Origin of the sequence: Streptomyces sp. yr375 (genome assembly GCF_900110755.1) — a bacterium.
Taxonomy (GTDB): domain Bacteria; phylum Actinomycetota; class Actinomycetes; order Streptomycetales; family Streptomycetaceae; genus Streptomyces.
The window spans coordinates 1-21,547 of record NZ_FOFF01000048.1; the positions used below are offsets into that span (position 1 = coordinate 1).

At 69.8% G+C, this 21,547-nt stretch carries 19 protein-coding genes and 1 pseudogene; 13 read left to right on the forward strand and 7 right to left on the reverse strand.

Annotated elements, in window-relative coordinates; genetic code table 11:
* Together BMZ82_RS32130 and BMZ82_RS32135 are read right to left on the reverse strand one after the other, a co-directional pair.
* A pseudogene (locus BMZ82_RS32130) lies at positions 1–248 on the reverse strand (integral membrane plasmid transfer protein); the annotation flags it as partial.
* Entirely contained in the window at positions 245–514 is a 270-nt protein-coding gene (locus BMZ82_RS32135) for a DUF6284 family protein (protein WP_093780927.1), read from the reverse strand. The gene BMZ82_RS32135 and the pseudogene BMZ82_RS32130, both read right to left, overlap by 4 nt.
* Before the next feature lie 537 nt (positions 515–1,051).
* Between BMZ82_RS32135 and BMZ82_RS32140 the strand changes: the two genes are divergently transcribed.
* From BMZ82_RS32140 to BMZ82_RS42200, 3 genes are all read left to right on the forward strand, one after another.
* A complete protein-coding gene (locus BMZ82_RS32140) occupies positions 1,052–1,828 on the forward strand; it encodes a GntR family transcriptional regulator (RefSeq protein ID WP_093780928.1) in 777 nt (258 codons plus the stop codon).
* Positions 1,829–1,842: 14 nt separating this feature from the next.
* Entirely contained in the window at positions 1,843–2,391 is a 549-nt protein-coding gene (locus BMZ82_RS32145) for a UTRA domain-containing protein (RefSeq protein ID WP_093780929.1), read from the forward strand.
* A 400-nt stretch (positions 2,392–2,791) separates the two neighbouring features.
* Entirely contained in the window at positions 2,792–3,667 is an 876-nt protein-coding gene (locus BMZ82_RS42200; protein WP_256252230.1) for a hypothetical protein, read from the forward strand.
* A gap of 961 nt (positions 3,668–4,628) precedes the next feature.
* Here BMZ82_RS42200 and BMZ82_RS41375 read toward each other — a convergent pair.
* The 3 genes from BMZ82_RS41375 to BMZ82_RS42870 form a co-directional block, all read right to left on the reverse strand.
* Positions 4,629–4,943: a hypothetical protein gene (locus BMZ82_RS41375; RefSeq protein WP_218159070.1), complete on the reverse strand. Its 315-nt coding sequence runs from the start codon at positions 4,941–4,943 to the stop codon at positions 4,629–4,631.
* Positions 4,944–5,083: 140 nt separating this feature from the next.
* Positions 5,084–6,064: a hypothetical protein gene (locus tag BMZ82_RS41380; protein WP_218159071.1), complete on the reverse strand. Its 981-nt coding sequence runs from the start codon at positions 6,062–6,064 to the stop codon at positions 5,084–5,086.
* Entirely contained in the window at positions 6,061–6,951 is an 891-nt protein-coding gene (locus tag BMZ82_RS42870) for a 2OG-Fe(II) oxygenase (RefSeq protein WP_371271339.1), read from the reverse strand. The genes BMZ82_RS41380 and BMZ82_RS42870 overlap by 4 nt, the downstream gene beginning before the upstream one ends.
* 32 nt (positions 6,952–6,983) lie before the next feature.
* On the opposite strand from BMZ82_RS42870, the gene BMZ82_RS41390 reads away from it, so the two are divergent.
* The 4 genes from BMZ82_RS41390 (at position 6,984) to BMZ82_RS41020 (ending at position 11,361) form a co-directional block, all read left to right on the forward strand.
* Positions 6,984–7,712 carry a hypothetical protein gene (locus tag BMZ82_RS41390; protein WP_218159073.1) on the forward strand — a complete coding sequence of 243 codons (729 nt, stop codon included), beginning with the start codon at positions 6,984–6,986 and terminating at the stop codon, positions 7,710–7,712.
* Complete coding sequence (locus tag BMZ82_RS41395; RefSeq protein ID WP_256252231.1) at positions 7,709–9,037, forward strand: helicase-associated domain-containing protein; 1,329 nt, start codon at positions 7,709–7,711, stop codon at positions 9,035–9,037. The genes BMZ82_RS41390 and BMZ82_RS41395 overlap by 4 nt, the downstream gene beginning before the upstream one ends.
* A gap of 531 nt (positions 9,038–9,568) precedes the next feature.
* Positions 9,569–11,041: an ATP-binding protein gene (locus tag BMZ82_RS32165; RefSeq protein ID WP_093780930.1), complete on the forward strand. Its 1,473-nt coding sequence runs from the start codon at positions 9,569–9,571 to the stop codon at positions 11,039–11,041.
* Positions 11,042–11,217: 176 nt separating this feature from the next.
* Positions 11,218–11,361, forward strand: a complete 144-nt coding sequence (locus BMZ82_RS41020; protein ID WP_177244767.1) for a hypothetical protein — start codon at positions 11,218–11,220, stop codon at positions 11,359–11,361.
* An 87-nt stretch (positions 11,362–11,448) separates the two neighbouring features.
* Here BMZ82_RS41020 and BMZ82_RS32170 read toward each other — a convergent pair whose 3' ends face one another.
* Complete coding sequence (locus tag BMZ82_RS32170; RefSeq protein ID WP_093780931.1) at positions 11,449–12,174, reverse strand: restriction endonuclease; 726 nt, start codon at positions 12,172–12,174, stop codon at positions 11,449–11,451.
* Positions 12,175–12,627: 453 nt separating this feature from the next.
* Between BMZ82_RS32170 and BMZ82_RS32175 the strand changes: the two genes are divergently transcribed.
* The 4 genes from BMZ82_RS32175 (at position 12,628) to BMZ82_RS32190 (ending at position 18,047) form a co-directional block, all read left to right on the forward strand.
* Positions 12,628–15,075: a helicase-associated domain-containing protein gene (locus BMZ82_RS32175; RefSeq protein ID WP_093780932.1), complete on the forward strand. Its 2,448-nt coding sequence runs from the start codon at positions 12,628–12,630 to the stop codon at positions 15,073–15,075.
* A 63-nt stretch (positions 15,076–15,138) separates the two neighbouring features.
* Positions 15,139–16,560, forward strand: a complete 1,422-nt coding sequence (locus BMZ82_RS32180; protein ID WP_093780933.1) for an ATP-binding protein — start codon at positions 15,139–15,141, stop codon at positions 16,558–16,560.
* Positions 16,561–16,694: 134 nt separating this feature from the next.
* Positions 16,695–17,003, forward strand: a complete 309-nt coding sequence (locus BMZ82_RS32185; protein ID WP_143098943.1) for a hypothetical protein — start codon at positions 16,695–16,697, stop codon at positions 17,001–17,003.
* Between the two features lie 165 nt (positions 17,004–17,168).
* Positions 17,169–18,047 (forward strand): oxygenase MpaB family protein, encoded by an 879-nt coding sequence (locus BMZ82_RS32190; protein WP_256252232.1) that lies wholly within the window; start codon positions 17,169–17,171, stop codon positions 18,045–18,047.
* 101 nt (positions 18,048–18,148) lie between these two features.
* Here the strand turns inward: BMZ82_RS32190 and BMZ82_RS32195 are convergent, their stop codons facing one another.
* Complete coding sequence (locus BMZ82_RS32195) at positions 18,149–19,444, reverse strand: wax ester/triacylglycerol synthase domain-containing protein (RefSeq protein ID WP_093780936.1); 1,296 nt, start codon at positions 19,442–19,444, stop codon at positions 18,149–18,151.
* Between the two features lie 258 nt (positions 19,445–19,702).
* Here BMZ82_RS32195 and BMZ82_RS32200 point away from each other — a divergent pair, with 258 nt between their 5' ends.
* Together BMZ82_RS32200 and BMZ82_RS32205 are read left to right on the forward strand one after the other, a co-directional pair.
* Positions 19,703–20,896, forward strand: coding sequence for a macrolide family glycosyltransferase (locus BMZ82_RS32200; RefSeq protein ID WP_256252233.1), 1,194 nt, complete (start codon positions 19,703–19,705; stop codon positions 20,894–20,896).
* A gap of 158 nt (positions 20,897–21,054) precedes the next feature.
* Positions 21,055–21,525 carry an acyl-CoA thioesterase gene (locus BMZ82_RS32205; RefSeq protein WP_093780937.1) on the forward strand — a complete coding sequence of 157 codons (471 nt, stop codon included), beginning with the start codon at positions 21,055–21,057 and terminating at the stop codon, positions 21,523–21,525.
* The last annotated feature ends 22 nt before the right edge of the window (positions 21,526–21,547 follow it).

Below are 21,547 nucleotides of genomic sequence, written 5' to 3' on the forward strand. Positions count from 1 at the left end.
TGCCCGCCCCGCAGATTCGGACGCACCGACCGCAGCAACAGGCCCGCCGCCCCGATCAGCAGCGCCATCCCCACCCCGCCCGCCACACAGGCAGGCACGTTCAGCGGCAGGTCACGGGCAACCGTCCACGCGCCGGCCAGGACCGCGCCGACGAACGCCAGCAACAACCCCGTCTTGGTGTCCGTCCGCGCGATCTCCGCCTTCACCTCAGCGTGCGCCGCCGTCAGCTTCTGCGTCGGGGTACTCATGCCGCACCGCCGGGCAGCATCGCGGCGGCCGGGCCGTTGGCCAGGTCCCGACGGGCGGCCAGCACCCGGTTGCGGGCCCGGCGGATGCGGCGGGCGTCGAGCTCGTTCGCGGGGCGGTCCATGGCCGTGATCTGCGCGTCGAGCAGGTCGACCTCCGCCGCGATGACGGGGGACTCCAGCTCGATCGCGTCCAACTCGGTGTCCGTCGGCTCGATCCAGTCGGCGAACGCCGTAACAGCGTCCTGAACAGTCACGATGGGGTTCATAGGGTCGTGGTTCCTCTCACAGGGTTGAACGGCCCGACAGCGGCCCCGGGTCTAGCCACCCGGGGCCGCGCGCCGTTAAAGGGAAGAGCCGCACAGGACATGCGGTGCGACCGCGAAAGCAGCGGTCGGAGTGCCCCGGGCGGGATTCGATCCCGCGCCCTTCACGGCTCGATGCCGGGGCTGAGGTCATGCGGTGGTGCAGGTGTCTCCCTTCGGGAACACGAGCTCCCGTTTGTAGGCGTATGGAGACGTTGGCCTTTCGGCCTAGCCATCCGGTTGACCAGGGATCCGGTGCCCTCGGTCCGCTCTGTCCCGGACCCCTTTCGGAGCAGCCCAGAGAAGGCCCCTCCTGCCGCTCCGCTGAACTAGTTCTGCGGTGCGATGTGACGATTAAGGCACGCTCTGGAGTGGGTGTCAACAGAACTAGTTCAGAAGCTCCGAGATTCGCTCGGGCGATCGCGAAGCGGCCCGGCTATCCTTATAGGACTAGTTCTGTAAGACTGGGGGCGTGTGAGTCACACATCAAGGGAGTCAGGCATGGAGGAGACCAAGGTTCCGAAGGTCCAGCGGCTTGCCGCTGAGCTTCGGGCGAAGATTCGGGAGGGGGTCTACCCCCCGGGTTCTGCGCTGCCCAAGGTTCGGGAGCTTCAGGAATCCGAAGGTGTCGCCTACCAGACCGCGCGCGATGTGTACCGGGTGCTGGAAGACGAGGGCCTGATCATTTCCCGCAGGGGTGAAGGCACGTTCGTCTCCCCTATCCTCGGGAAGATCCACCGGGACGGGACCGGCCGCTACATCAAGTCGGCTCGGGAAGAAGCCGGCGCGCGAGGCGCGTTCGCGGCCGAGATTGCCAGGCTCGGGATGACGTCGAACGCGTCAACCGTGATCAGCCGGGAGCGACCACCGAAGCGAGTTGCTCAGATTCTGGGCATCCATCACGCTGCAAAGGCACTGGTCAGGGCGCGGGTCATGCGTGCTGATGCCACCGTCGTGCAGGTGGCTACCTCGTACTTCCCTGGTGACGTGGCGTTCGATACGCAGCTTGAGCAGCAGGACACCGGGGACGGCGGAAGCAAGTCTCGTCTTGCTGAGCTCGGGTACCAGCAGACCCGTATCCGGGAGTCCGTGGATGTACGGCCTCCGAGCAAGGAAGAAGCCGAAGCGCTTGGCGTCTCAGCCGACAGGCTGGTCTACGAGATCACCCATGTCGGCCTGACCGAGAGCGGCAGGGCCGTGGAAGTCTGCGTCCACGTCATGCCCATCACCCTCTGGTCGCTCAGCTATGAGTGGCCCATTGACCAGCCCGCCGTCTGAGAGGAAAGACCGAAGTGAGCAGCAACACCGCCATCGTCCGCGACGCCACGGAGCGCTACCGCACGGCGCGTCGCGAGGCCGGCGAAAGCCGTGGGGCCTTCGAGACCGAGATCAAGCGACTCGGGGGGACTCCCCGCGTGGAAACCGCGATCCGTCGCGACACCGCGCCCTCTCAGGTCGCCGAACTTCTCGGCATCGAGAGCACTGACCAGACCGTGATCCGTGCCAGGCACATGTACGACGGTGACCGCCTGGTCCAGCTTGCCGACTCGTACGTCCCTGTCGACGTGGCAGAGGCCGCAAGCATCGAGAACCCTGACCCCGGTCTTGGCGGCATCATCAGCCGGATGCGTGACGCGGGATACGAGCAGACCGAAGCGATCGAGGAGATCACGCTGTATGCGGCGACCTCGGTCGAAGCAGAGGCGTTCGGGGTCGAGGTCGGCAGCAACCTGCTTCAGATCACGCACACCGGTTACACGAAGACCGGTCGCGCCGTTGAGGTCACCGTTCACCGCCCCAGCCCCGGTTGGGTTCTGCGCTACAGCCCGCCCATCAGCTAATCCCTGCAAGTATCGCCGGCCCGCACCGAACGCGAACGGTGCGGGCCGTCGCGTTCCGGGTATCGCTGTCAGTGGGATGCGTGAGACTGTCCAAGTGTTCATCGGTATTCTCATCGCGCTTTCCCCATGGTTGGTCGCAATTGGGATGGTTCTGTTCTTCATTCCTGGACCGGCTCAGCGCTGGGGAGTGGCGTCCTTGGAGCGTTTCGAGCGACTGCGCGCAGACACGGGGGTGCGTCGAGCTGCTCCGCTTCTGACGCAGATACTGCTACTGCCAACTCGAACACAAGATCGGGTCGGCGGCCATGGATTGGCCCCTCAGTACGTTGTGCGGTGGTGGCGCGCTCGGCCTCTGGCCGCACCAATCAACACACTCCGGTTCGTCTTGCTGCTCGTAGTCGTGGGACACGTCGACGACATAGCAGACTGGGAGCAGTTGCGGATGAGCGCAGATCCCGGACCGCAGCCCGGCCTGGTGCAGGCACTGCTCAGCAGCATCGTGGCTGTGCCGGCGTCGGTGCGCTCCTGGGACTTTTCCGCGATCGACAGAGGGACGGGGATTCTCATCTGGGCCCTGATCCTGATCGCTGAAGTGCGATTCATCAAACGCACGAACCTGACCAGCTCTGGTCACCGCTGGACGCTTGCGGCCTATGACCTGGAGGCCCTCGACGAGGACTCGGAGAAGACGAGTGCGCGAATGGAGGACCGGCGCTGCTGGCCTGTTGTTGCACTGCTGACGGTCGCAGCCCAGTGCGCCACGGTTCTCCGCCGCTGGGAGGAAACCCAGCCGGATTGCAAGATCCCGCGAATTTCCATGCAGCCGGTTGAACGTGTCATCTGGAGGGCTCACCGTACCCGCCGTGGCAGAGCCAGACGGCACAACGAGCGGCAGTTCAAAGCACATGCCGCACTGGTAGTGGGTGCGCTACGAAGGGCCGAAGCACGGCAGGACTCCGAGCCGGGCCCCGCCCTTGAAGACCTCATCGTGATGCTGCTGACCATCGCCGAACGCTACGCCGAGGGTCGCATCGACGACCTTCTCGATGCAGATCAACTCGCCGGTGTGGCTCCGGCCGCGCCGAGGGAGCGATTGCGGGCGCTGGTGGTGGGGGTCTTGGTCGTGGTGACCATGGCTGGTGCTGCTGTCCTCGGGTTGCCCGACGCTGCACTCGGCCCCTTGCTGCCGGTAGTGGTGCTCTTTGTTGCGGTCGTCTTCAACCGTGGTCGGATACCAACTGCGGGGCAGCTCAACGATTTGATCATCCCTCGGTGAGGTAGGAGCGGCCATGAGGCAGACCCAACCGCTCACCATGTAGGACACGTCTTAAGAAGCCGATACAGCGGCCAACCCTGCTTGACCAGCGAAAAGCGGATGACACCCTGACATCAACGCCTGACATCAACAGCCACGTACACTGGCACACATCGGTGGACCGACACCGGTCCACGATCGTGGATCGACGGCGCTCAACCGCTGGTCATGGGTGGCGTGCATCCGGGTGAACGCGCCTACGGATCAGAAGGTTGCAGGTTCGAATCCTGCCGAGTGCACACAGGTCGGAGGCCCCTTGGGATGATCCCAAGGGGCCTCTGACATCAACCTCTGGCATCAGCCCGCGAAGCGGATGTTGGGGGGGGAGCCCTGCTGCCGACTCTCGACAGAGCAGGGTGGGTGCTGCGCTACAGCACGCCCATCAGCTTGACCAAACGCGATCGACGGCCCGCATTGACCAATGCGGGCCGTCGGCGTTTCCACTCCGCTCGGCACAGATCGTTGTCCTGGTCTTTGTCCAGTGCGCTGACGGACGCCACCGTTCACCGCCGTACGCGCACCCTCTCTAACCTGCCCCGTGAACCCCCACGGACGCCTGTGAACGGCCGCGCGGACAGTTGGAAAGCGTGTTGGGGGCAACCCCTCACGAGTTCGAATCTCGTATCCTCCGCAGTCGCCTGAACAGGCGAAACGAAGCGCCGGGCCACGATTGTGGCCCGGCGCTTCGTTGTGCGTCGGTTGCAGTTTTGGTTGCGCTTATAAGCGACATTGAGAATATTTCGACGAACAGGCGGGCGCACGCCCCCGCGACTCCCGGCGAGCAGTCGGCACCAACCTGCGCTGCGGAGGGCCTACGGAACTTGGCGGTAGTCGCGGCCGTCGGCGGCGACTGGGAGGAGTTCGCCTCGCCGGACGCCCTGGCAGCCTTCGCCGACGTCGCTCCCGCGCCCCGCGCCTCGTGTCACGGCCTCGGCTCAGCTCCGACCTCGCCGGAAAGGTTCCATGTCGAGGCCAGCCAGGTCAGGTCGGCTCCGGCCTGGCGGCGGGTCGCCAGCTCGTGCGAGAACAGCTCCTCGGTCTTCGTCAGCACCAGTGTGTAGGGGCGTCCCTGCCGCCTGGTCCGATGGTCTACGGGCAGCTCGGCCGTGTCGATCCTGCTGTGCACGTGCCGCCGCCCGTCCTTCGCCAGCGGCCACTCCAGCGTCTGCCGCGAACGGGAGCCGAGGAACGCGCCCAGGGTGCCGCACAGCTCACAGCCGCACCCGGTCCACGCCACCGACCAGTCATCCGCGGCGCCCGTCGCACGAGCGCGCCGAGCCGGTCCCCGCACTCCTGTGCCACCGCTCCGAGCCCCGCCGCCCGGGGCTCGCCCTCCGTCTGTTCCCGCGCCGCGTGGCGCAGCATCGGCAGCAGGCACTAGAGGACCGTGTCCGGGAAGGAACGCAACGCTGCCATGATCCGGCCGCGCATCTTCGCGTCGGCCGCTTCCAGAACTCGCAGCAGCGGCAGGCTCAGCCGTTCCAACCGCGCGCGGCGGATCTCGGCCGGCCCGGTTTCGGCCCACAGCCGTAGCTCACCGTCCACCTGGGCCCAGGCCCCGGTCGACAGCAGCTGCGCCACCTCCGCACTCCGGGCGGAGCTCAGCGCCGCGCACAGCCGGGGAAGCCGCTCGGTCCAGTCGTACCGGTGTTCCTCGAAGCGGTTCCGCGCGCCGCCGAACCAGCCCTCGGTGACCTGGCCCAGCCACGGGAAGCCGTACCGCTTCGCCACCGCGGCCAGGTCGTCCGCGTGTTGCGGAGTGAGCGCGTCGATCCCGAACGGCTCAAGGAGCATCGCGGCGGTCCCGGGCGCCTGCAGGCCCTCGGCCACCCGCAGCGCGCTCCCCAGCTGCTCGGGCTGTACGCCACTGCCCTTCCAGAACGGCGCGAGGGACTCAGCTGCGGCGCGTGCGCCGTCCCGGTCGCCCTTGTTGATACGGGCCTGCAGTTCCTCGAGTGCCCACCGCGATCCGGCCTCGCCGCGCGCTGCGAAGGCCCGCTCTCGTGGCCACACCACGACCGCGGCCCGCCGGTACCAGCGGTCCAGCGTGTTGCCGTAGTTGCCCATGTAGCCCTCGTACTGGGAGTCATAGGGCTTCAGGTCCGCACTCGGGGTACTGGCGCAGCTCTCGTAGTCGCGGACGTACAGCGAGATCTGCTCGCCGTCGGCGCCGTCCGGACCGGTCCACCAGCCGAGGGTGATCTCGTCGTCGATCAGCTCGCCGAGCTCGTAGTCCTCGTCGGAACCCGCGCCGTCGACCCCGGCTGCTCCCTCTCCCTCGTCGTCCTCCTCGTCGTCGTAGCCGTAGTCGTCCCAGGGGTCGTACACGGCCGGAGTGGCGTCCCAGGTCTCCTTCACCTCGGCGAGGGCGAGTACCGCCTCGCACCCCCTTGGTCGGCCGCGGCGCGCAGCAGCGCGGCACGCTCCGCGTCGGCGCCCTTGAGCCGGTCCCAGCCGAGAGCCCGCTGCGTGTACTCGTGATCGAGCAGGTACACGAGACGACGGGGCGGATCGAGGTGCCGGCCGCCGTAGCGCGGCCTGGCCGGTGCGTCGAAGTGTTGCTCCAGGCAGTGCGCCATGTCGTCGAGCGGGCCGGACTCCTGCTCCGGGGCCCCTCGCTCGGCCAGCAGGTTGAACGTGAGGGTCACCCGGTAGCCGCTCCTGACCGGTGTCACCTCATGCGGGCAGTCGGCGTAGAAGGCCACCAGGCTCAGCTCTGTCTTCGACGCACGGTAGGTCCGGCTCTGCCCTGCGTGCCCGATGACCAGCTCGCCGCCGGTGTGTGCCGAGGGCAGCGACAGCACCAGCGTGCCCACCATGGCGTCGTCCTTCTCCGAGTCCTGGTGGGGGAGAAGAACTGCCCTTTGCCGTACACGAGGAGCGCGTGCGGCTCGGCCCGCAGCCGGGTCGACGCCGGTAGCCCGAGCTCGTCGCGGAAGTGCTCCAGCGCGCCGTCGAGCAATGTCGGCCAGGCCGGGCCGCCCAGCGTGACCTGGTCCGGCGGGATCTGCCAGGTGTCCCGCACGCTGCTGTCGCTCAGGGTGTCCTCCCCCCCCCCGGCCGAACAGTGCCGGGCGGGCCACCGCGATCAGCTTCTTCAGCAGCGGGACCCCGGGTGACCGTCTCACCCGTATGGGAAACGCCTTCCCCGGCACGGAGGACGGGCGGCCGGGAACAGCCGGTTCGGGCCCGCGTGCCCACGCGCGTCCCCCTCCGGAGACAACGGGAACAGCCAGTACCCGCACCTGGCACCCCGGCGTTGCGGAACAATGGCCCCGTGTACGACGACGATGCGCAACTGCTCTCCCAGGTACGGTCGTTGCGGGAGAAAGGCAGCGGACCCAAGCAGATCGCGCGGGCCCTCGGACTGAAGCCGGCCCGGGCGAGCGCGCTGGTGCGCCAGGTGGCCCACGAACAGCAGAGCACGGCCGCGCCGACCGAGCGCCCGGTGGTGGGGTGCTGGGTGAGCGCCGGCTGGAGCACCGACCTGGAGCTGTCCGCGGCCCCCGACTGGGCGCGCGCGGACGACGAAGGCTCCGGGAATCCCGAGGCCGCCGGTTTCGCCCAGATCCTGATCGCCCGCCAGGAGCGGGCCAGCCGGGTCACCCTCTGCGGGTTCCTGGTCGACGTCTACTGCCTCGGCGTCAAGGACACCGTCGGCCCACAGGTGATGGGCGGAGGATCACTGGACGCCTTCGTACGCGACTACTACCGGGCGTTCGACCAACCTCCGCTGCGGATCGGCCTGGAGCAGGCGCAGAGCATCGTGCACGGTGGTGTGGCCTATGCCCGCGCCCTCGGCTTCGAGCCCGCGCCGGACTTCGCACAGGCCGCCGTACATCTCGGCGAGCCCGGCCCGGCCGCCCCGCGGATCGGCTTCGGCCGCCAGGGGATGCCGTTCTACATCAACGGCCCACGCGACGACGCCCAGAAGATCGTACGCACGCTGGAGCGCACCTGCGGCGCGGGCAACTACCACTACGTCCTGGGGACGAGGCCCCTGTGATCAGCGACCACGACGAGCGTGACGAGCATCGGGTACGCACGACCGAGCACGAGGCGCAGGCCAACCTGAAGGCCGTGCTTCAACTCTGCGCGGCGGGCCGGCTGCGCTGCAGCGAGAAGACACTCCGCCCGTCCGCGGCGACGGTCAAGGCGGTCGCGGAAGCGCTCAGCGGCGGCGACTTCTACGCCGAGGAACCGATCGCGTCCTTCGCCTGGCCGCTGCTGCTCCAGGCCGGCGGACTCGCGGAACTGGCCTCCGGAAAACTCGCGCTGACCGCACGCGGCAGGGCGGCGCTGACCAAACCGGCGCACGAGACGCTTGCCCTGCTGTGGCGGCGCTGGCTCAGCCGCGGCGTGATCGACGAGTTCTCCCGCGTCGAAGCGATCAAGGGCCAGCGCGCGGCGAACGTCCTCACCGCTGTCAAACCGCGCCGGACCCAGGTCGGCGCGGCCCTGGCCGCCTGTTCACCCGGCGAGTGGACCGACGTCGACACGCTCTTCCGCACCATGCGCAAGGCCGGTCACGATCCCAGGATCGCCCGCACTGAGCGCGCCCTGTGGAAGCTCTACCTGGAGGACCCCGAGTACGGCAGCCTCGGCTACGACGGGTTCCACAACTGGGAACTCCTCCAGGGCCGTTACACCCTCGCCGTGCTCTTCGAATACGCCGCGGTCCTCGGCCTGATCGACGTGGACCACCGGCCGCCGGTGGGCGCCCGCGACGACTACCGCGACAACTGGGGCGGCGACTGGACCGACTGCATCAGCCGCTACGACGGTCTCCTCGCCCTCCGCCTCAACCCGCTCGGCGCCTACGCCACCGGGCAGACCGCCGCCTACCTCCCCACCCCCGCACCGGCCGACACCGCCCGGAGGAGTTCTGGCGGCCTGAAAGTGCTCCCCAACCACGACGTGGTGGCCCTCGACGGACTCGCCCCCGCCGAGGGCCTCCTCCTCGACGCCTTCGCCAAGCGCACCGGCGACCGTGTGTGGGCCCTGACCCCCGCCTCACTGCTCGCCGCCGTAGACGCGGGACGCGATCTCGCCGAACTCCGCCACCACCTGAACGCCGCCACCACCGTTCCCCTCCCGCAGACGGTCACCACGCTTATGGCCGACGCCGCCCGCCGCGTCGGCCAGGTCCGCGACACCGGGCCGGTGCACCTCATCGAGTGCGCGGACCCCGCCGTCGCGGCCCTGCTCGCCACCAACCGCCGCACCCGCGCCCACTGCACCCGCCTCGGCGAACTCCACCTCGCCGTCCCCCTCGACAGGCTCCCCGCCTTCCGCAAGGCCGCCCTCGCCCAGGGCTACCCCGTCGCCTGACACACGCCCTCGCGAGCACGGGACACGGACCGGCACAGTCAGCGATCCCCGAGTTCAGGCCGAGGGAGCTCATCCAGGTCAGGGGTGAAAGTGCGCCCACCGGACGGCTCGGTCGGGGGCCCACCCGTGCCGTACCCATGGGTGTGCGCCGCTATGTGGCCGGTCCCTGTGGGCATACGAAACCACGGGCAGGGCCACGGAGCCGCGCCGCCAGGGCCGGAGGAGCAACCTCAGCGGATCTTCTTGAAGTCGGTGTGCACCGCAACCTCTCGGAGGGGCTGCCGAAGCACGTGGTCGTGACGAACACGGCCAGGTCGGCTCCGAAGTGCACGTCGGCGCCCAGCAGGTCGCGTGGCTCCCCGGCCTGCGATCGCCTGAGGAACTGGCGCTGATGGCGGTATCGGGGTGGGTGACGTGGCTACCGAGGTTTTCCCCTTGCGATGCGCCGTTCCTCCGTGCGCCGGCAGCCTTCGCACACATATAGGGGTACGTTTTATAGATACGTACTTCTACATCTAACCGAGGTGCCGTGTGGACAAGCCTGCCGAGATGTTCGATCGCGATTACGAGTGGTCGGCGCTGACCCGGTTCATCGGCGACGAACAGACCGGCGCCACGCTCGGAGTGGTCTCCGGTCGGCGCCGCCAGGGCAAGACCTTCCTGCTCGACGCGGCCTGCCGTGCCGAGGGAGGCTTCTATTTCGGTGCGACCGAGGCCGCTGACGCCGAGTCTCTGCGCCGGATCAGCACGGCGCTCACCGCTCATGTCCGGCCCGCCAGCCCCTACCACTTCGCACATTGGGCCGAAGCTGTCGACGCACTCCTTGCCCTCGGCTCCGAGCGCCCTGTGCCCGTGGTGATCGACGAGTTCCCGTACCTCGTCAGAGCCAATCCGGAGCTGCCCTCCATCATTCAAGAGGCGTTCCGTCCGCTGCGGGAGCAGCGCACGGCCTCTCGTGCGCGGTTGTTGCTGTGCGGCTCGGCCCTGTCCTTCATGGGCAAGCTGTTGTCCGGCAACGCACCGCTGAGGGGCCGGGCGGGACTGGAACTTGTCGTGCGCCCTCTCGACCACCGCCTCGCCGCCGAGTTCTGGAACATCACCGACCCCCGGCTGGCCCTGCAGGTCAACGCGATCGTCGGCGGTACGCCCGCCTACCGGCGCGAGTTCGCGCGAGGAGACAGCCCGGGCGGGCCCGACGACTTCGACGCCTGGGTTGTACGTACGGTCCTCAACCCCGAGACGCCGCTCTTCCGCGAAGCCCGTTACCTGCTGGCCGAGGAGCCTGATCTGCGTGACACCGCCCTGTACCTGTCCGTCCTGGCGGCCGTCGCCGACGGCAACGCCACCCGCGGAGGTATGGCCGGCTACCTGGAACGCAAGGCCACCGACATCGCGCACCCCATCAACGTCCTCGAAGACGCCGGACTGCTGCACCGCGACGCCGACGCCTTCCGCGACAACCGCCCGACCTACCGCATCGCCGAACCGCTGATCGGCTTCTACCACGCCATCATGCGCCCGGTCTGGGACCAGTTGGAACGGCCCGGCAGCGCCGCCCGGGTCTGGCAGGCCAGCCGTCGCCGCTTCACCAGCAACGTCCTCGGCCCCCACTTCGAACAGGTCTGCCGCGACTGGACCCTCCACCACGCCGACCCCGACCTGCTCGGCGGCCTACCTGCCCGCGTCGGACACGGCGTCGTCCATGACCCCAAAGCCCGCACCGGCCACGAGATCGATGTGGCGGTCGTCGGCATCGCGGACGGCGGCAAGCTGCCACTGCTGGCCATCGGAGAAGCCAAGTGGAACGACACCATGGGCATCGCGCACATCGATCGCCTCCGGCACATCCGTGACCTCATCACCCAGGCCGGACGCTACGACACCACCCGCACTCAGCTCATCTGCTTCAGCGGGGCGGGCTTCAACGACAAGGCCCGCATCGCCGCCGGCACGACCCCTGGCATCCAGCTGATCGATCTGGCAGCCCTGTACGGCCAGGCGTAACACCGGCGCTGAGCGAGCTGCTGCCTTGATGCCGATCGGCCTCGGCGAGAATGTCATGATCCAGTCCCGAAAGAGCCGGAATCAGTCGAATACACGCGCAGGTAGAGCGGTTCGCACCGCTGGCCGGTGACGATGGTCCTGACATGGCACGCCTCCGACCGGACAGAGGAGGACGAATGGGCAAACAGGTCAAGTGCGGGTCGACCCATACCAAGACCGGCAAGCGGTGCCAGAAACCGGCGATGATCGGTTACTCCCGCTGTCAGTTGCACCGAGGCGAGTGGAGCCCGCCGCAGAAGAAGAAGACCAAGAAGCGCTAGCCGCAAGCTGTGGTGCGGTTCTCTGACGGGGAGTTCGGGGGCCTCGTGACGATTCTCAGGCCATTCCTCAGGCCATTCCTCAGGCAGCTACGCACCTCGACGACGGGCTGCGGGTCTGGGCGACGTGCCATATGTCCTCTTCCAGCGGGCTCGGTGCCGTTGGTCGCCCTGGCCGGAGCCGTTGATGTTGATCAGGGATTGCAGGGTGGCTCCGTTGTTCCACAGTCCGAGGTGGTCGCGGTGGATGGCGAGGATGCCGTTCTGCAGGGCGAAGGTTTCGGAGGGGCGGCTGAACCGGGTGGTGGTGACGAAGACTGCCAGGTCGGCGCCGAAATGGGCTTTCGCGCCGAGGAGGTCACGCAGCTCCCGGCTGGCAATGGTGCTGGTGGTGGTGTAGCGCTTGCACTGGATGATCATTGTGCGGCCGTCTGGGAGGCGGCCGGTGACGTCAGCGCCGTTGTCTCCGGAGCCGCCGACGCGGCGGACGTCGGTGCAGCCGTCGCGCCGGCAGAGAGCCGCGACCAGGTCTTCGAATTCGGTGCCGGACATCTTGTCGACGTCGGCCAGTGTCCGATGGCCGACCCGAATCGCGTCCTGCTGGCGCCAGCGCCGGTCCCCGCCGCGAAGGAGCCGGTCCGTACGTAAAAGCCACCAGGCTCCGGTAGCAAGGCCGCCGAGCACGACAGCTCCGATGAGGTACGGCCAGATCGCTGACCAGAACACCACCAGCGTGACCAGTAGCAGGGCGCCACCGCCGAGGATCACCTTCCACTGCCTGCGCGCAGATGATCGTCGCCCGCGCTTCCTGGCCATGACTTCCCCTCCGTCGCCTGTCTGCCGAGCAGTGTGGCCAGCAGTGCGGTGGCGCAGGTAGGCCGCCTCTTGGCCAATGGCTCGAATCCGGCCGCTGACCTGGGTGAAACGGGGGCAGCCTTGGTTGCAGTTTTGGTTGCATTCACCTCCGTTCAGCAGCGTCCAGAAACCTCCGGACGGACCATTCCGCCGCAGGTCAGGACGCACGCGGCCACCCCCGAACCCCCGGACGAACATTTGGAAAGCGTGTTGGGGGCAACCCCTCACGAGTTCGAATCTCGTATCCTCCGCCAGTGCCTCACCGGGCACGATGTCGAAGGGCCCCGCTGCTTGCAGCGGGGCCCTTCGGCGTGCGTCGGTTGTATGTGTTCGGCATCTGCGGATCGCGGGGATACGCCATGCTTGAACCCGGATCCGCCACGAAGCTTCCTGGTCTGACAAGGTGCACGTCGTATGAAGTCCCGATCAACGCTGGCGACATGGCTCGGCGGCCTCGACAGCTCTCGTCTGGCACGCGTGCTCGGGACACGGCCGGACGCCATGTCGCTTCCGGAGCCGCGTTCGGTGGGGGAACTGGCGGATCGGCTTCAGCGCCCGGGATCGGTGGCGCTGGTCCTGCCGCGGCTCGCGCTGCCGCATCTCCAGGTGGCCGAGGCGCTGGCGGCGCTGGGGGTGCCCGCATCGCGCGATGCCCTGGCGGAGCTGCTGGGCGTTGGGGGCGACGTGACCACCCGCGAACTGGACGCCGTGCTGGAGGCGCTGGCCGATCACGCTCTGGTCTGGCCGGACGGCGCGGGGCGGCTCCGTATGGCCGGACCGCTGCGGGAGGTGTGGAACACGCCCCTGGGGCTGGATGCTCCGCTGGAGGGGCTGCTGGCGAGCACGACTTCCGACGAGTTGCGCGGCATGCTGGTGGCGCTGGGCGTCAAGCCGCCGGGCGCCAAGCCGCAGCGGCTGGCCGCCCTGGTGGAGCACCACGGCGACCCGGAGCGGATCGCCTCCGTGGTCGCACAGGCTCCTGCGGCTTCCCGGAAACTGCTCGACCGCCTGGCGCGGGGCGCGGCGCGGCAACCGGAGTTCGTCGTGTCCGGGTTTCCCGGGCCCGACCTCGAACCGGGCGCGCGATGGGCGCTGGACCGGGGGCTCCTGGTCCAGGACCGGTACCGATACGGCCCGGCCCGTATGCCCGCCGAGGTGGCGCTCGCGCTGCGCGGGCCCGGCTGGCACGCCCCGTTCGAGCCCGTCCCACCGTGGCCCCGACTGGTACCTGTCACCCCGATGGAGGTGGATCGTGAGGCATCGGCCGCGGCCACAGCCTTCGTCGCCCATGCCGCCTCGGTCCTGGCGGCCTGCTCGGCGACCGCACCGGCCCGGCTGAAGTCCGGCGGGATCGGGGCACGTGAACTGGCCCGGATCGGCAAGGCCGCCCAGGCCGACGACGCTGTCGTACGCATCGTCCTGGAAACCTCGTACGCCGCTGGGTTACTGGGCCGGGACGGCGATCGGGTGGCCCCCACCGAGGCGTACGACGCCTGGGCGGAGCAGGAACCTCCGGAGCAGTTCGCCGTGCTGCTCCAGGCATGGCAGACCCTGGCGCTCACCCCCACTCAGGCGCGCGACGAGGACAACAGAGCACTCCCCGCCGTCGCGGGAGCACCTCCCTGCGGCGGCTGTGTGCAGGCCCGCCTCGGGCTGTTGGCCGCAGTCGCGCAGCTCCCGGTCAGGCAGGGCGCGAGGGTCGCCTCGGATCTGGGGCCGCTGATCGCCTGGCATCGCCCGCTCGCCGACTCGACACCCCAGGACGCAACGCCGTTCGCCGCCGTGATCCGTGAGGCCGAGCTCCTCGGCGTACTCGCGCGTGGCGCCCTGTCCGCTTTCGGCATCCACCTGCGGACCGGCGATACGGAGGCGCTGGGCTTCGAGTGCCGGCGGCTGCTCCCCGCGGCGACGGCAGTGGCTCGCATCGGCGCCGACCTCACCGCCGTCGTCACCGGCACGCCGTCCGCGCGACTGGCCGCGCTCCTGGATTCCGTCGCCGACCGTGAGACGAGCGGCACGGCGTCGGTGTGGCGGTTCAGCGCCGGCGGCATCCGCCGGGCCCTGGATGCCGGCCGCATGCCCGAGGACATCGCGGCGGACCTGGCCGCTGTCGCCGCCGGGCCCCTGCCACAGCCGCTGTCGTATCTGATCACCGACACCGCGCGCGGCCACGGGCGCGTGCGCATCGCCCCCGCCGCCTGCGTCATCCACGGCGACGAGCCCGCGCTCCTGGCCGAGCTAGCCGCCCACCGCGCGTTCGCGAGGCTCGGACTGCGGCAACTGGCGCCGACGGTGCTCATCAGCCGCAGTCCGGTCGACGCGACCCTCGCCGCGCTCCGGGCCCAGGGATACGCCCCCGTCGCTGAGACGGCCGAGGGCACGGTGCGCATCGAGAAAGCCGGGCCTCAGCGGGCCGCCGCTCCCGTTCCAACTCCACGCGGCACCAGCGCGCGGGACCGCGGCCGATTCGCTGTCGCTGCCACGCGCGCGAAGGCACCCGCCGCCCTCGACCCGAACGCCTTGGCGACCCGGCTGCTGGCCGCCCCGCCCACGGCTCCCGAACCCGCGCCGTTCGACGGAGGACCTCCCTTCGCCACGGACACCGAAGAGATCGTCGCAGGGTGGGCGAAGCGCCTGCCGTACAGCGACGTCCGCCAGCTCGCGTATGCCATCGACGCCGGTCAGGCCATCACCGTCGAGTACGTCGCCACCTCGGGCAACCGGACCGTGCGCTCCCTCAGCGGTCTCGCACTCGACCCGCCCTACCTGGAAGCCTGGTGCCACCTTCGGGACGCCGAGCGCGTTTTCACCCTCTCCCGCATCCACAGCGTCATGAGCGGCCTGAGCGTCATGCCCGAATGACGAGGAGGATGGTATCGGCAGGGATAGTATCGGCGGCGATACTATCCCTACGGGAGGCTTGCCATGCGTCGCTTCATCGGGCGGGATCGCGAGCTGGACGTGCTCGGCAACGCCTTGCAGGCGGTTCATGACGGCGCCGGGTCGGCGAAACCAGGCCGGTGCATCCTCATGCGCGGACGGCGGCGGGTCGGCAAGTCCAGCCTCGTCGAGGAATTCCTCCGACGTACCGAGACGCCGTACCTCTTCTTCACCGCGGCGGGCGGGACGGCGGAGGACGAGCTGACGGAGTTGCTCGACGCCGTCGCCCGATCCACCCTCCCGGAGCGGGGACTGTTCTCGGAGGAGGCCCCGGCGCAGTGGAACGCGGCGTTCAGGCTGCTTGCGGAGGTCCTGCCCGACGACAGTCCGAGTGTGGTCGTCATCGACGAGGTGCCGTACCTCATGGACCGTATCGACGCGTTCGAGGGGATGTTGCAACGGGCCTGGGACCGGCTGCTCAGCCGTAAGCCCGTGCTGCTCCTCCTGGTCGGATCCGACCTGTCGATGATGGAGGCGCTGAACAGCTACGACCGCCCCTTCCATCAGCGGGGCCGGGAAATGGTCGTGGGGCCGCTGAACCCGGCCGACATCGGCGAGATGCTCGGCCTGTCACCGGCGGCCGCGTTCGACGCCGCCCTGATCACCGGCGGTCTCCCGCTGATCTGCGCGGAGTGGCGGCCCGGAGCGGATGTCCGGGAGTTCCTCCGCGACTCGCTGGACAACCCGATCTCGGCGCTACTGGTCTCGGCCGAGCGCTCGCTGGCCGCGGAGTTCCCACCGCAGGCGATGAGCAGGGAAGTCCTGCGGGCCATCGGGTCCGGGGAGCGGACCTTCACCAACATCGCGCGCGCCGCCGGCGGCATCGCCCACACCACTCTCACCCGAGCCACGGACGTCCTGACCGAGAAGCGGGTGGTGGCGGCCGAACTGCCCCTCTCCCTGCGGCCCTCGAAGGAGCGCCGCTACCGAGTGGCAGACCCCTATCTGCGGTTCTGGCTCGCGTTTCTGGATCCGCACATGGCGGAGATCGAGCGGATGCGAGGAGATCTCACTCTCAGCCGGATCACGGAGCGGTGGACGAGCTGGCGCGGCCGCGCGATCGAACCGCTGGTCCGGGAATCCCTCGCCCGTCTCCTGCCGGACGGGCTCCTGCCCGCCGCCCCGGCGATCGGCGGTTACTGGACCCGCAGCAACGACGTCGAAATCGACCTGGTGGGCGCCGACCGGCAGCCGGTGGCCAAGCAGTTGCTCTTCCTCGGCTCGGTCAAGTGGCTGGAGAACTCCCCGTTCGACAGCCACGACCTGGCCGCACTGCAGAAGCACCGGGCGGCAATCACCGACGAGCCGGTACCGCTCGTGGCAGTCTCGCGCAACGGGGTCAGTTGCTCCGGACTCCAGGCGGCATACGGCCCCGAGGAACTGCTCGGCGCTTGGCACAGGTCATGAGCGCGTGAACTCCCGTGGTTGCGGTGCTGGTTGCGTCGCATGCACCCCTGTCTCGGGTTCCGGCATGCGGTCGCATGTGGGGTGGCATGCAGTGGCGGTGGCATCTGGTTCAGCCGCCCGCGATGCTGCACGTCATGCTCATGATCGCCATCTCATCGGCCGCGCCCTCATCCGACCCGACCGGAGTCCTGATCTTTCTCGCAGCCCTGGGGGCCGCAGCGATCTGCATCGGGGCAAGGTGGGCCTTCAACCTGCGCGGCGCCGTTGACGCGACGCTGGCGCGCCGGCGGGCCGCGCTGGAGCTGCGGGGCCAGCGCACCGGCGATCTGAGCCTCGCGGACACCGACAGCGTCGGCCCCGGGTTCTTCAAGTACCTCGGCGGCGTCATCGCCGTGGCAGGACTTGCCTTGCTGGCCCTGAGCCTCTTCCTCGTGACCGACTGAGCCGCGTACGGGCGGCAGCAGCAGCCGGGTGCCCAACCCTGTCTTGCAGGAGTTGCGCAGGTAGTTGGCCAGTTCGGGTGGATGGAGTTCGAGCGCGGTCACGGCCGATTCGTCCAACGCGACTCGCACGGGCGAGAAGTCGCCTGTGTCGGGGGCGTCGAGAACATGCACCCCGGGCTGGATGCGGGGGTCGAGCGGCACTCGCGGTTTTTCGAGGAGCGCTGGCAGCGGTTGTTGCGGTCGCTCTATCCGATCAGCGGAGTCGTGTACGACGGCCCGCGCGCGCATCGGACCGCGCTCGAAGTGCGCGGCTACCACGACCGGATAAAGGGCGTCGGCGCCCGGGGCCGGAAGTACCACGCGCTGGATCCTGAGACCTTCTACTGGGCGCACGCCACGTTCTTCGTCAGCACGATCCTGATCGCCGAGCGGTTCACGGGCGGCGGCGGCATCGGTGTGGCGGAGAAGCGGCGGCTGTTCGACGAGCATGTGCGGTGGTACCGGATGTACGGCATGAGCATGCGGCCGGTGCCGGAGAGCTGGGAGGACTTCCAGCGCTACGGGAAACGCATGTGCGCGGAGGTGCTGGAGGACAACAAGGCCACCCGGGACGTCCTCGACACCGCCGGCCTCGCGAGGCCGCCGTTTCTGCCATGGCTGGCGGAGGTGATGTGGCGCCCGGTCGGTGCGTTGATCGGGCGGAGCTTCGTGTGGTTCACGATCGGGCTGTACGACCGGGAGGTCCGCGTCCTGCTCGGCTTCGCCTGGTCGCGGCGCGACGCCCGGCGGCATCGCCGGATCTGTCAGGCGATCAGCGCCGTCTTCAGGCTCGTCCCGCACGACCGCCGCTACCACCCGCGGGCGCGGGCGGGCCGGCGTCGCGCCCGCGGTGAACTCGCTGCGGACGCCGAGCCGGTCGAGACCCCGCGAAGGAACCTTCCGCCACCGTCACCGTCCGAACGCGGCAAGCCGGAGCACTACGCACCGGATGTCCAGGAGCCTGCCTGGGTCAGGTACGGGAACGGCGTCGACGTCACCGGGTAACCGGTGTACCGCTCGGCCTGGTCCGGTGTGTTGAGCCATGCGGAGGGGGCCGTCGGCGCTTCGGTGTCGGCGGCCCCCCTCTTCGTCGCCTCCGTCTCCGGTCAGCCAGCGCCGTCCGCCAGGAGTTTCAGTTCGTCCAGGAACGTCTCCGCGAGGAGTGCGGCGTCCTGGTTGCCCGAGTTGGTGGCGACGCTGAGTGTGTGGCCCTGGGCGCAGCCGCCCAGGGCGAAGGTGGCCGTGTCGGCCGGGGGGACCATCGGGACGATGGTGAGGTGGCGCAGTGGCCGTCCGGCCAGGGTCTGGCCGTGCTCGCGCAGATGGACGTAGGAGCAGGCCGCCGGGGCGTACGCGGGCGCGAAGATCTTTCCGCCGGCCAGGGCCAGCGTCGCCCCGGGAACCGCCGCGAGGGTGCCTTCGACCAGCTTCTCGGCGGTGCGCCGGGGGCGGGTGACGGTGGTGAGCAGGCCGGTGCACGCGGTCAGCCGGGCCGCCGGGTCGGACAGCGTCACCGGCGCGGGGACGCGGACGTTCGCGAACGCGTTGCCCAGGAACTCCCCGCAGTCGTCCGGGCGTTCGTCGACCGGGACGGACAGCCAGACCTGTTGCGATCCAGAGTCCATCCCGTCAGTGCCCAGGCAGGAGCGGAGTACTCCGGAGACCGTTGCCAGGAACACCTCGTTGGTGGTCGCCGGGCGGGGCGCGCCCGCCTCGCCCGTTCCTGCCGTGTGGACGGCTTGGCGGGCGGCTCGTAGGACGTCGGTGCGTAGGCGTACGACCGTGTACGCGGGCTCGCGTGCGCCCTGGTGCGGCAGGGGCACCGCGCGGCCGGCGGTCAGCAGGCCCGGCGGGCCGCCCGCCACCGTGCTGTCGAGGCGGGCCGTGCGGCGGCGGGGGCCGGGTACGGCCAGGGAGGCGGGGCCGTCCAGCGGGCCGCCGTCGTCGAAGAGGGCGCGCAGGAGGGTCGTCAAAGAGCGGCCGTCGAGCAGGCTGTGGTGCATCCGGAAGAGGAGGGAGAACTCGCACTCCGTCGCGCCGCGCAGGAGGTGCAGGCTCCACGGCGGGCGGCCCGCGGGGAACGGGGTGTGGAACCACTGCCGGACCGCGTCCCGGAGGGTGGCGTCCGCGCTGTCGACCTGCTGGGCGAGGTCGTGGCCGTCCCGCCGCGCCCAGCGGTGCCGGCCGGTCCACCAGGCCAGGCCGCCCGGGCGGGCCGCGCCGGGCGCGACGAGGGTCTGGGTGAGGCGGGGCAGCGCCTTCCAGCGTTCCTCGACCAGCGCCCGCAGTTCGTCCAGCGCGGGCGGGGCTCCTACGAAGTCCAGGGCGATCCCGGCGTTCGGCGGGCCGAACGGCCAGCGGGCCATCCCCTCCTCCATCAAGGGCAGATGCGATCCGGGCATGAGACTGCTCCTGTCATGGGCTGAGGACGACGACGTCCTGTACTCCCAACGGCCGATCCCGACCGGCGGTCACGTCCCACCGCCCTCTCAGGGGTCAACGCGCGGCCGTGCGGGCTCCCTGATGGAGTGACACTGCAGCAGGTTTGGGGTCCCGAACCGCGTCGGAGCGCCTTTAATCGGGACTCCGCGTCTGCCGTCCTTTCCGCCGTCCGGACGCGCGTCCTTCCGTCCCCGCCCCGGCTCGGTGCCGGTCAGGAGTTGCGTGTCGTGCCTGGTACTCGTCCGAATCCCGCGCACATCGCCGTCTTCAACGTTCCGATGCACGGGCACGTGAATCCAACGCTGGGGGTCGTCGAGGAACTCGTACGACGCGGTCACCGGGTCAGTTACGCCGTCACCGAGGACTTCGCGCACCAGGTGAAGGCGGCCGGCGCCGAGCCCGTGCTCTACCCGGACCCGGGGGACGGCTCGGACGCGCCGGAGGACATGGGCGAGGGGTTCGCGCGGGTCGTCCGGGTGGCGCTGGCGTCCCTGCCCGCGCTGAGCCAGGCATACGACAGCGGCGACGGCGGCGACCGTCCGGACCTGGTGGTGTGCGACATCTACGGCTTCGCCGGGCTGCTGCTGGGCGCGCGCTGGCAGGTGCCGACCGTCGTGGCGTCGCCGACGCACCTCGCCTACGACGGCATCGTCCCCGAGTTCTTCGGCGTGCCCGGTCTGCCGCAGGTCCAGGGCTTCGGCGAGCTGGCGGCGGCCTTCGCGGAGCACGGGGTCGACGCCGCGCGGATCCACGAGCTGGTGCGGCCCGAGCACGCCGTCGCGTTCTTCCCGCGCGCCTTCCAGCGCCGGGCGGACACCGTCGAGGCGCGGCGCGTCGCGTACGTCGGGCCCGCGCTCGCGGACCGCTCCTACCAGGGGTCGTGGCAGCCGCCGCGGCCGGATCTGCCGGTGCTGCTGGTGTCGCTGGGCTCGCAGTTCACCCGGCGGCCGGAGTTCTACCGGTCCTGCGTCCAGGCCTTCGCGGAGCTGCCCTGGCATGTGGTCATGTCCGTCGGCCACGCCGTCCCGCCCGAGCTGCTCGGGCCGCTCCCCGGCAACGTGGAGGTGCACGCGCACGTGCCCCAACTGGCCGTGCTGGCCCACGCGAACGCCTTCGTCACGCACGCCGGGATGGGCGGCACGATGGAGGCCCTGTACTACGGCGTACCGCTGGTGGCGGTGCCGCAGATGGCCGAGCAGCGGGTCAACGCCGCCCGGATCGAACAGCTCCGGATCGGGGTCCATCTGCCGCGCGAGACCGTCACCCCCGAGGCGCTGCGCGAGGCCGTCCTGCGGGTCTCGTCCGACCGGGAGATCCGCGCGGGCGTGTCCGCCATGCGCCGCGAGATCGTGGCGGCGGGCGGGGCGGGCGCCGCCGCCGACCTGATCGAACAGGCCCTTCCCCACCCGTAGTTCCGGACCGTCACCCGACCCGTAGTCCCGGACCGGCGTCCCGGACCGGCGTCCCGGACCCGCCCGCAACGCCGGTTTCCGCCGCCGCCCAGTGGTCCCCGCACCGAACACCGGCCCGGGAGACCGGAACCCCCGCTGTTCCTAGGAGTTACTGACACATGTTGACCCACGCCCTGCCGACCGGCATCCCCGCAGCCCGCCCCGCGAACTGTCGCCCGCACCTCTATCTCCGCCAGGTGCGCATGAGCGACCTGGACTCCATGCAGCACGTGAACAACGCCCGGCTGCTGGAGATGATCCAGGACGCCCACATCGAGATGTTCTACCTGCGCTCCGGGCTCCCCGGGCAGGAGATCCGCCCCCGGTTCGTCTACGCCCGCCACGAACTCGACTACACGGAACCGCTCGTGCTGCAGCCCGAGCCGGTCACCATCACCACCACCATCGGCGACCTGCGCCGCTCGTCCTTCCGGCTCACGAGCCGGATCACGCGCGACGCGCACGTGTTCTGCACCAGCGTCAGCACGGCCGTCGCCTACGACCCGGACGCCCGCTGCTCACGCCGACTGGAGGAAGCGGAGCTGGCCCTCGCCGCCCGACACGCCACACCACCGGACCCGGCCCACTGACCGGCTCCGGTCAATACGAGGC

What these genes read in the sequence shown, in the direction of transcription:
- BMZ82_RS32135 (WP_093780927.1), bottom strand. Translation starts at nt 514, where the DNA reads ATGAACCCCATCGTGACTGTTCAGGACGCTGTTACGGCGTTCGCCGAC.
- BMZ82_RS32140 (WP_093780928.1), top strand. Translation starts at nt 1,052, where the DNA reads ATGGAGGAGACCAAGGTTCCGAAGGTCCAGCGGCTTGCCGCTGAGCTT.
- BMZ82_RS41020 (WP_177244767.1), top strand. Translation starts at nt 11,218, where the DNA reads ATGGGCAAACAGGTCAAGTGCGGGTCGACCCATACCAAGACCGGCAAG.
- BMZ82_RS32170 (WP_093780931.1), bottom strand. Translation starts at nt 12,174, where the DNA reads ATGGCCAGGAAGCGCGGGCGACGATCATCTGCGCGCAGGCAGTGGAAG.
- BMZ82_RS32175 (WP_093780932.1), top strand. Translation starts at nt 12,628, where the DNA reads ATGAAGTCCCGATCAACGCTGGCGACATGGCTCGGCGGCCTCGACAGC.
- BMZ82_RS32180 (WP_093780933.1), top strand. Translation starts at nt 15,139, where the DNA reads ATGCGTCGCTTCATCGGGCGGGATCGCGAGCTGGACGTGCTCGGCAAC.
- BMZ82_RS32185 (WP_143098943.1), top strand. Translation starts at nt 16,695, where the DNA reads ATGCTCATGATCGCCATCTCATCGGCCGCGCCCTCATCCGACCCGACC.
- BMZ82_RS32190 (WP_256252232.1), top strand. Translation starts at nt 17,169, where the DNA reads ATGCACCCCGGGCTGGATGCGGGGGTCGAGCGGCACTCGCGGTTTTTC.
- BMZ82_RS32195 (WP_093780936.1), bottom strand. Translation starts at nt 19,444, where the DNA reads ATGCCCGGATCGCATCTGCCCTTGATGGAGGAGGGGATGGCCCGCTGG.
- BMZ82_RS32205 (WP_093780937.1), top strand. Translation starts at nt 21,055, where the DNA reads ATGTTGACCCACGCCCTGCCGACCGGCATCCCCGCAGCCCGCCCCGCG.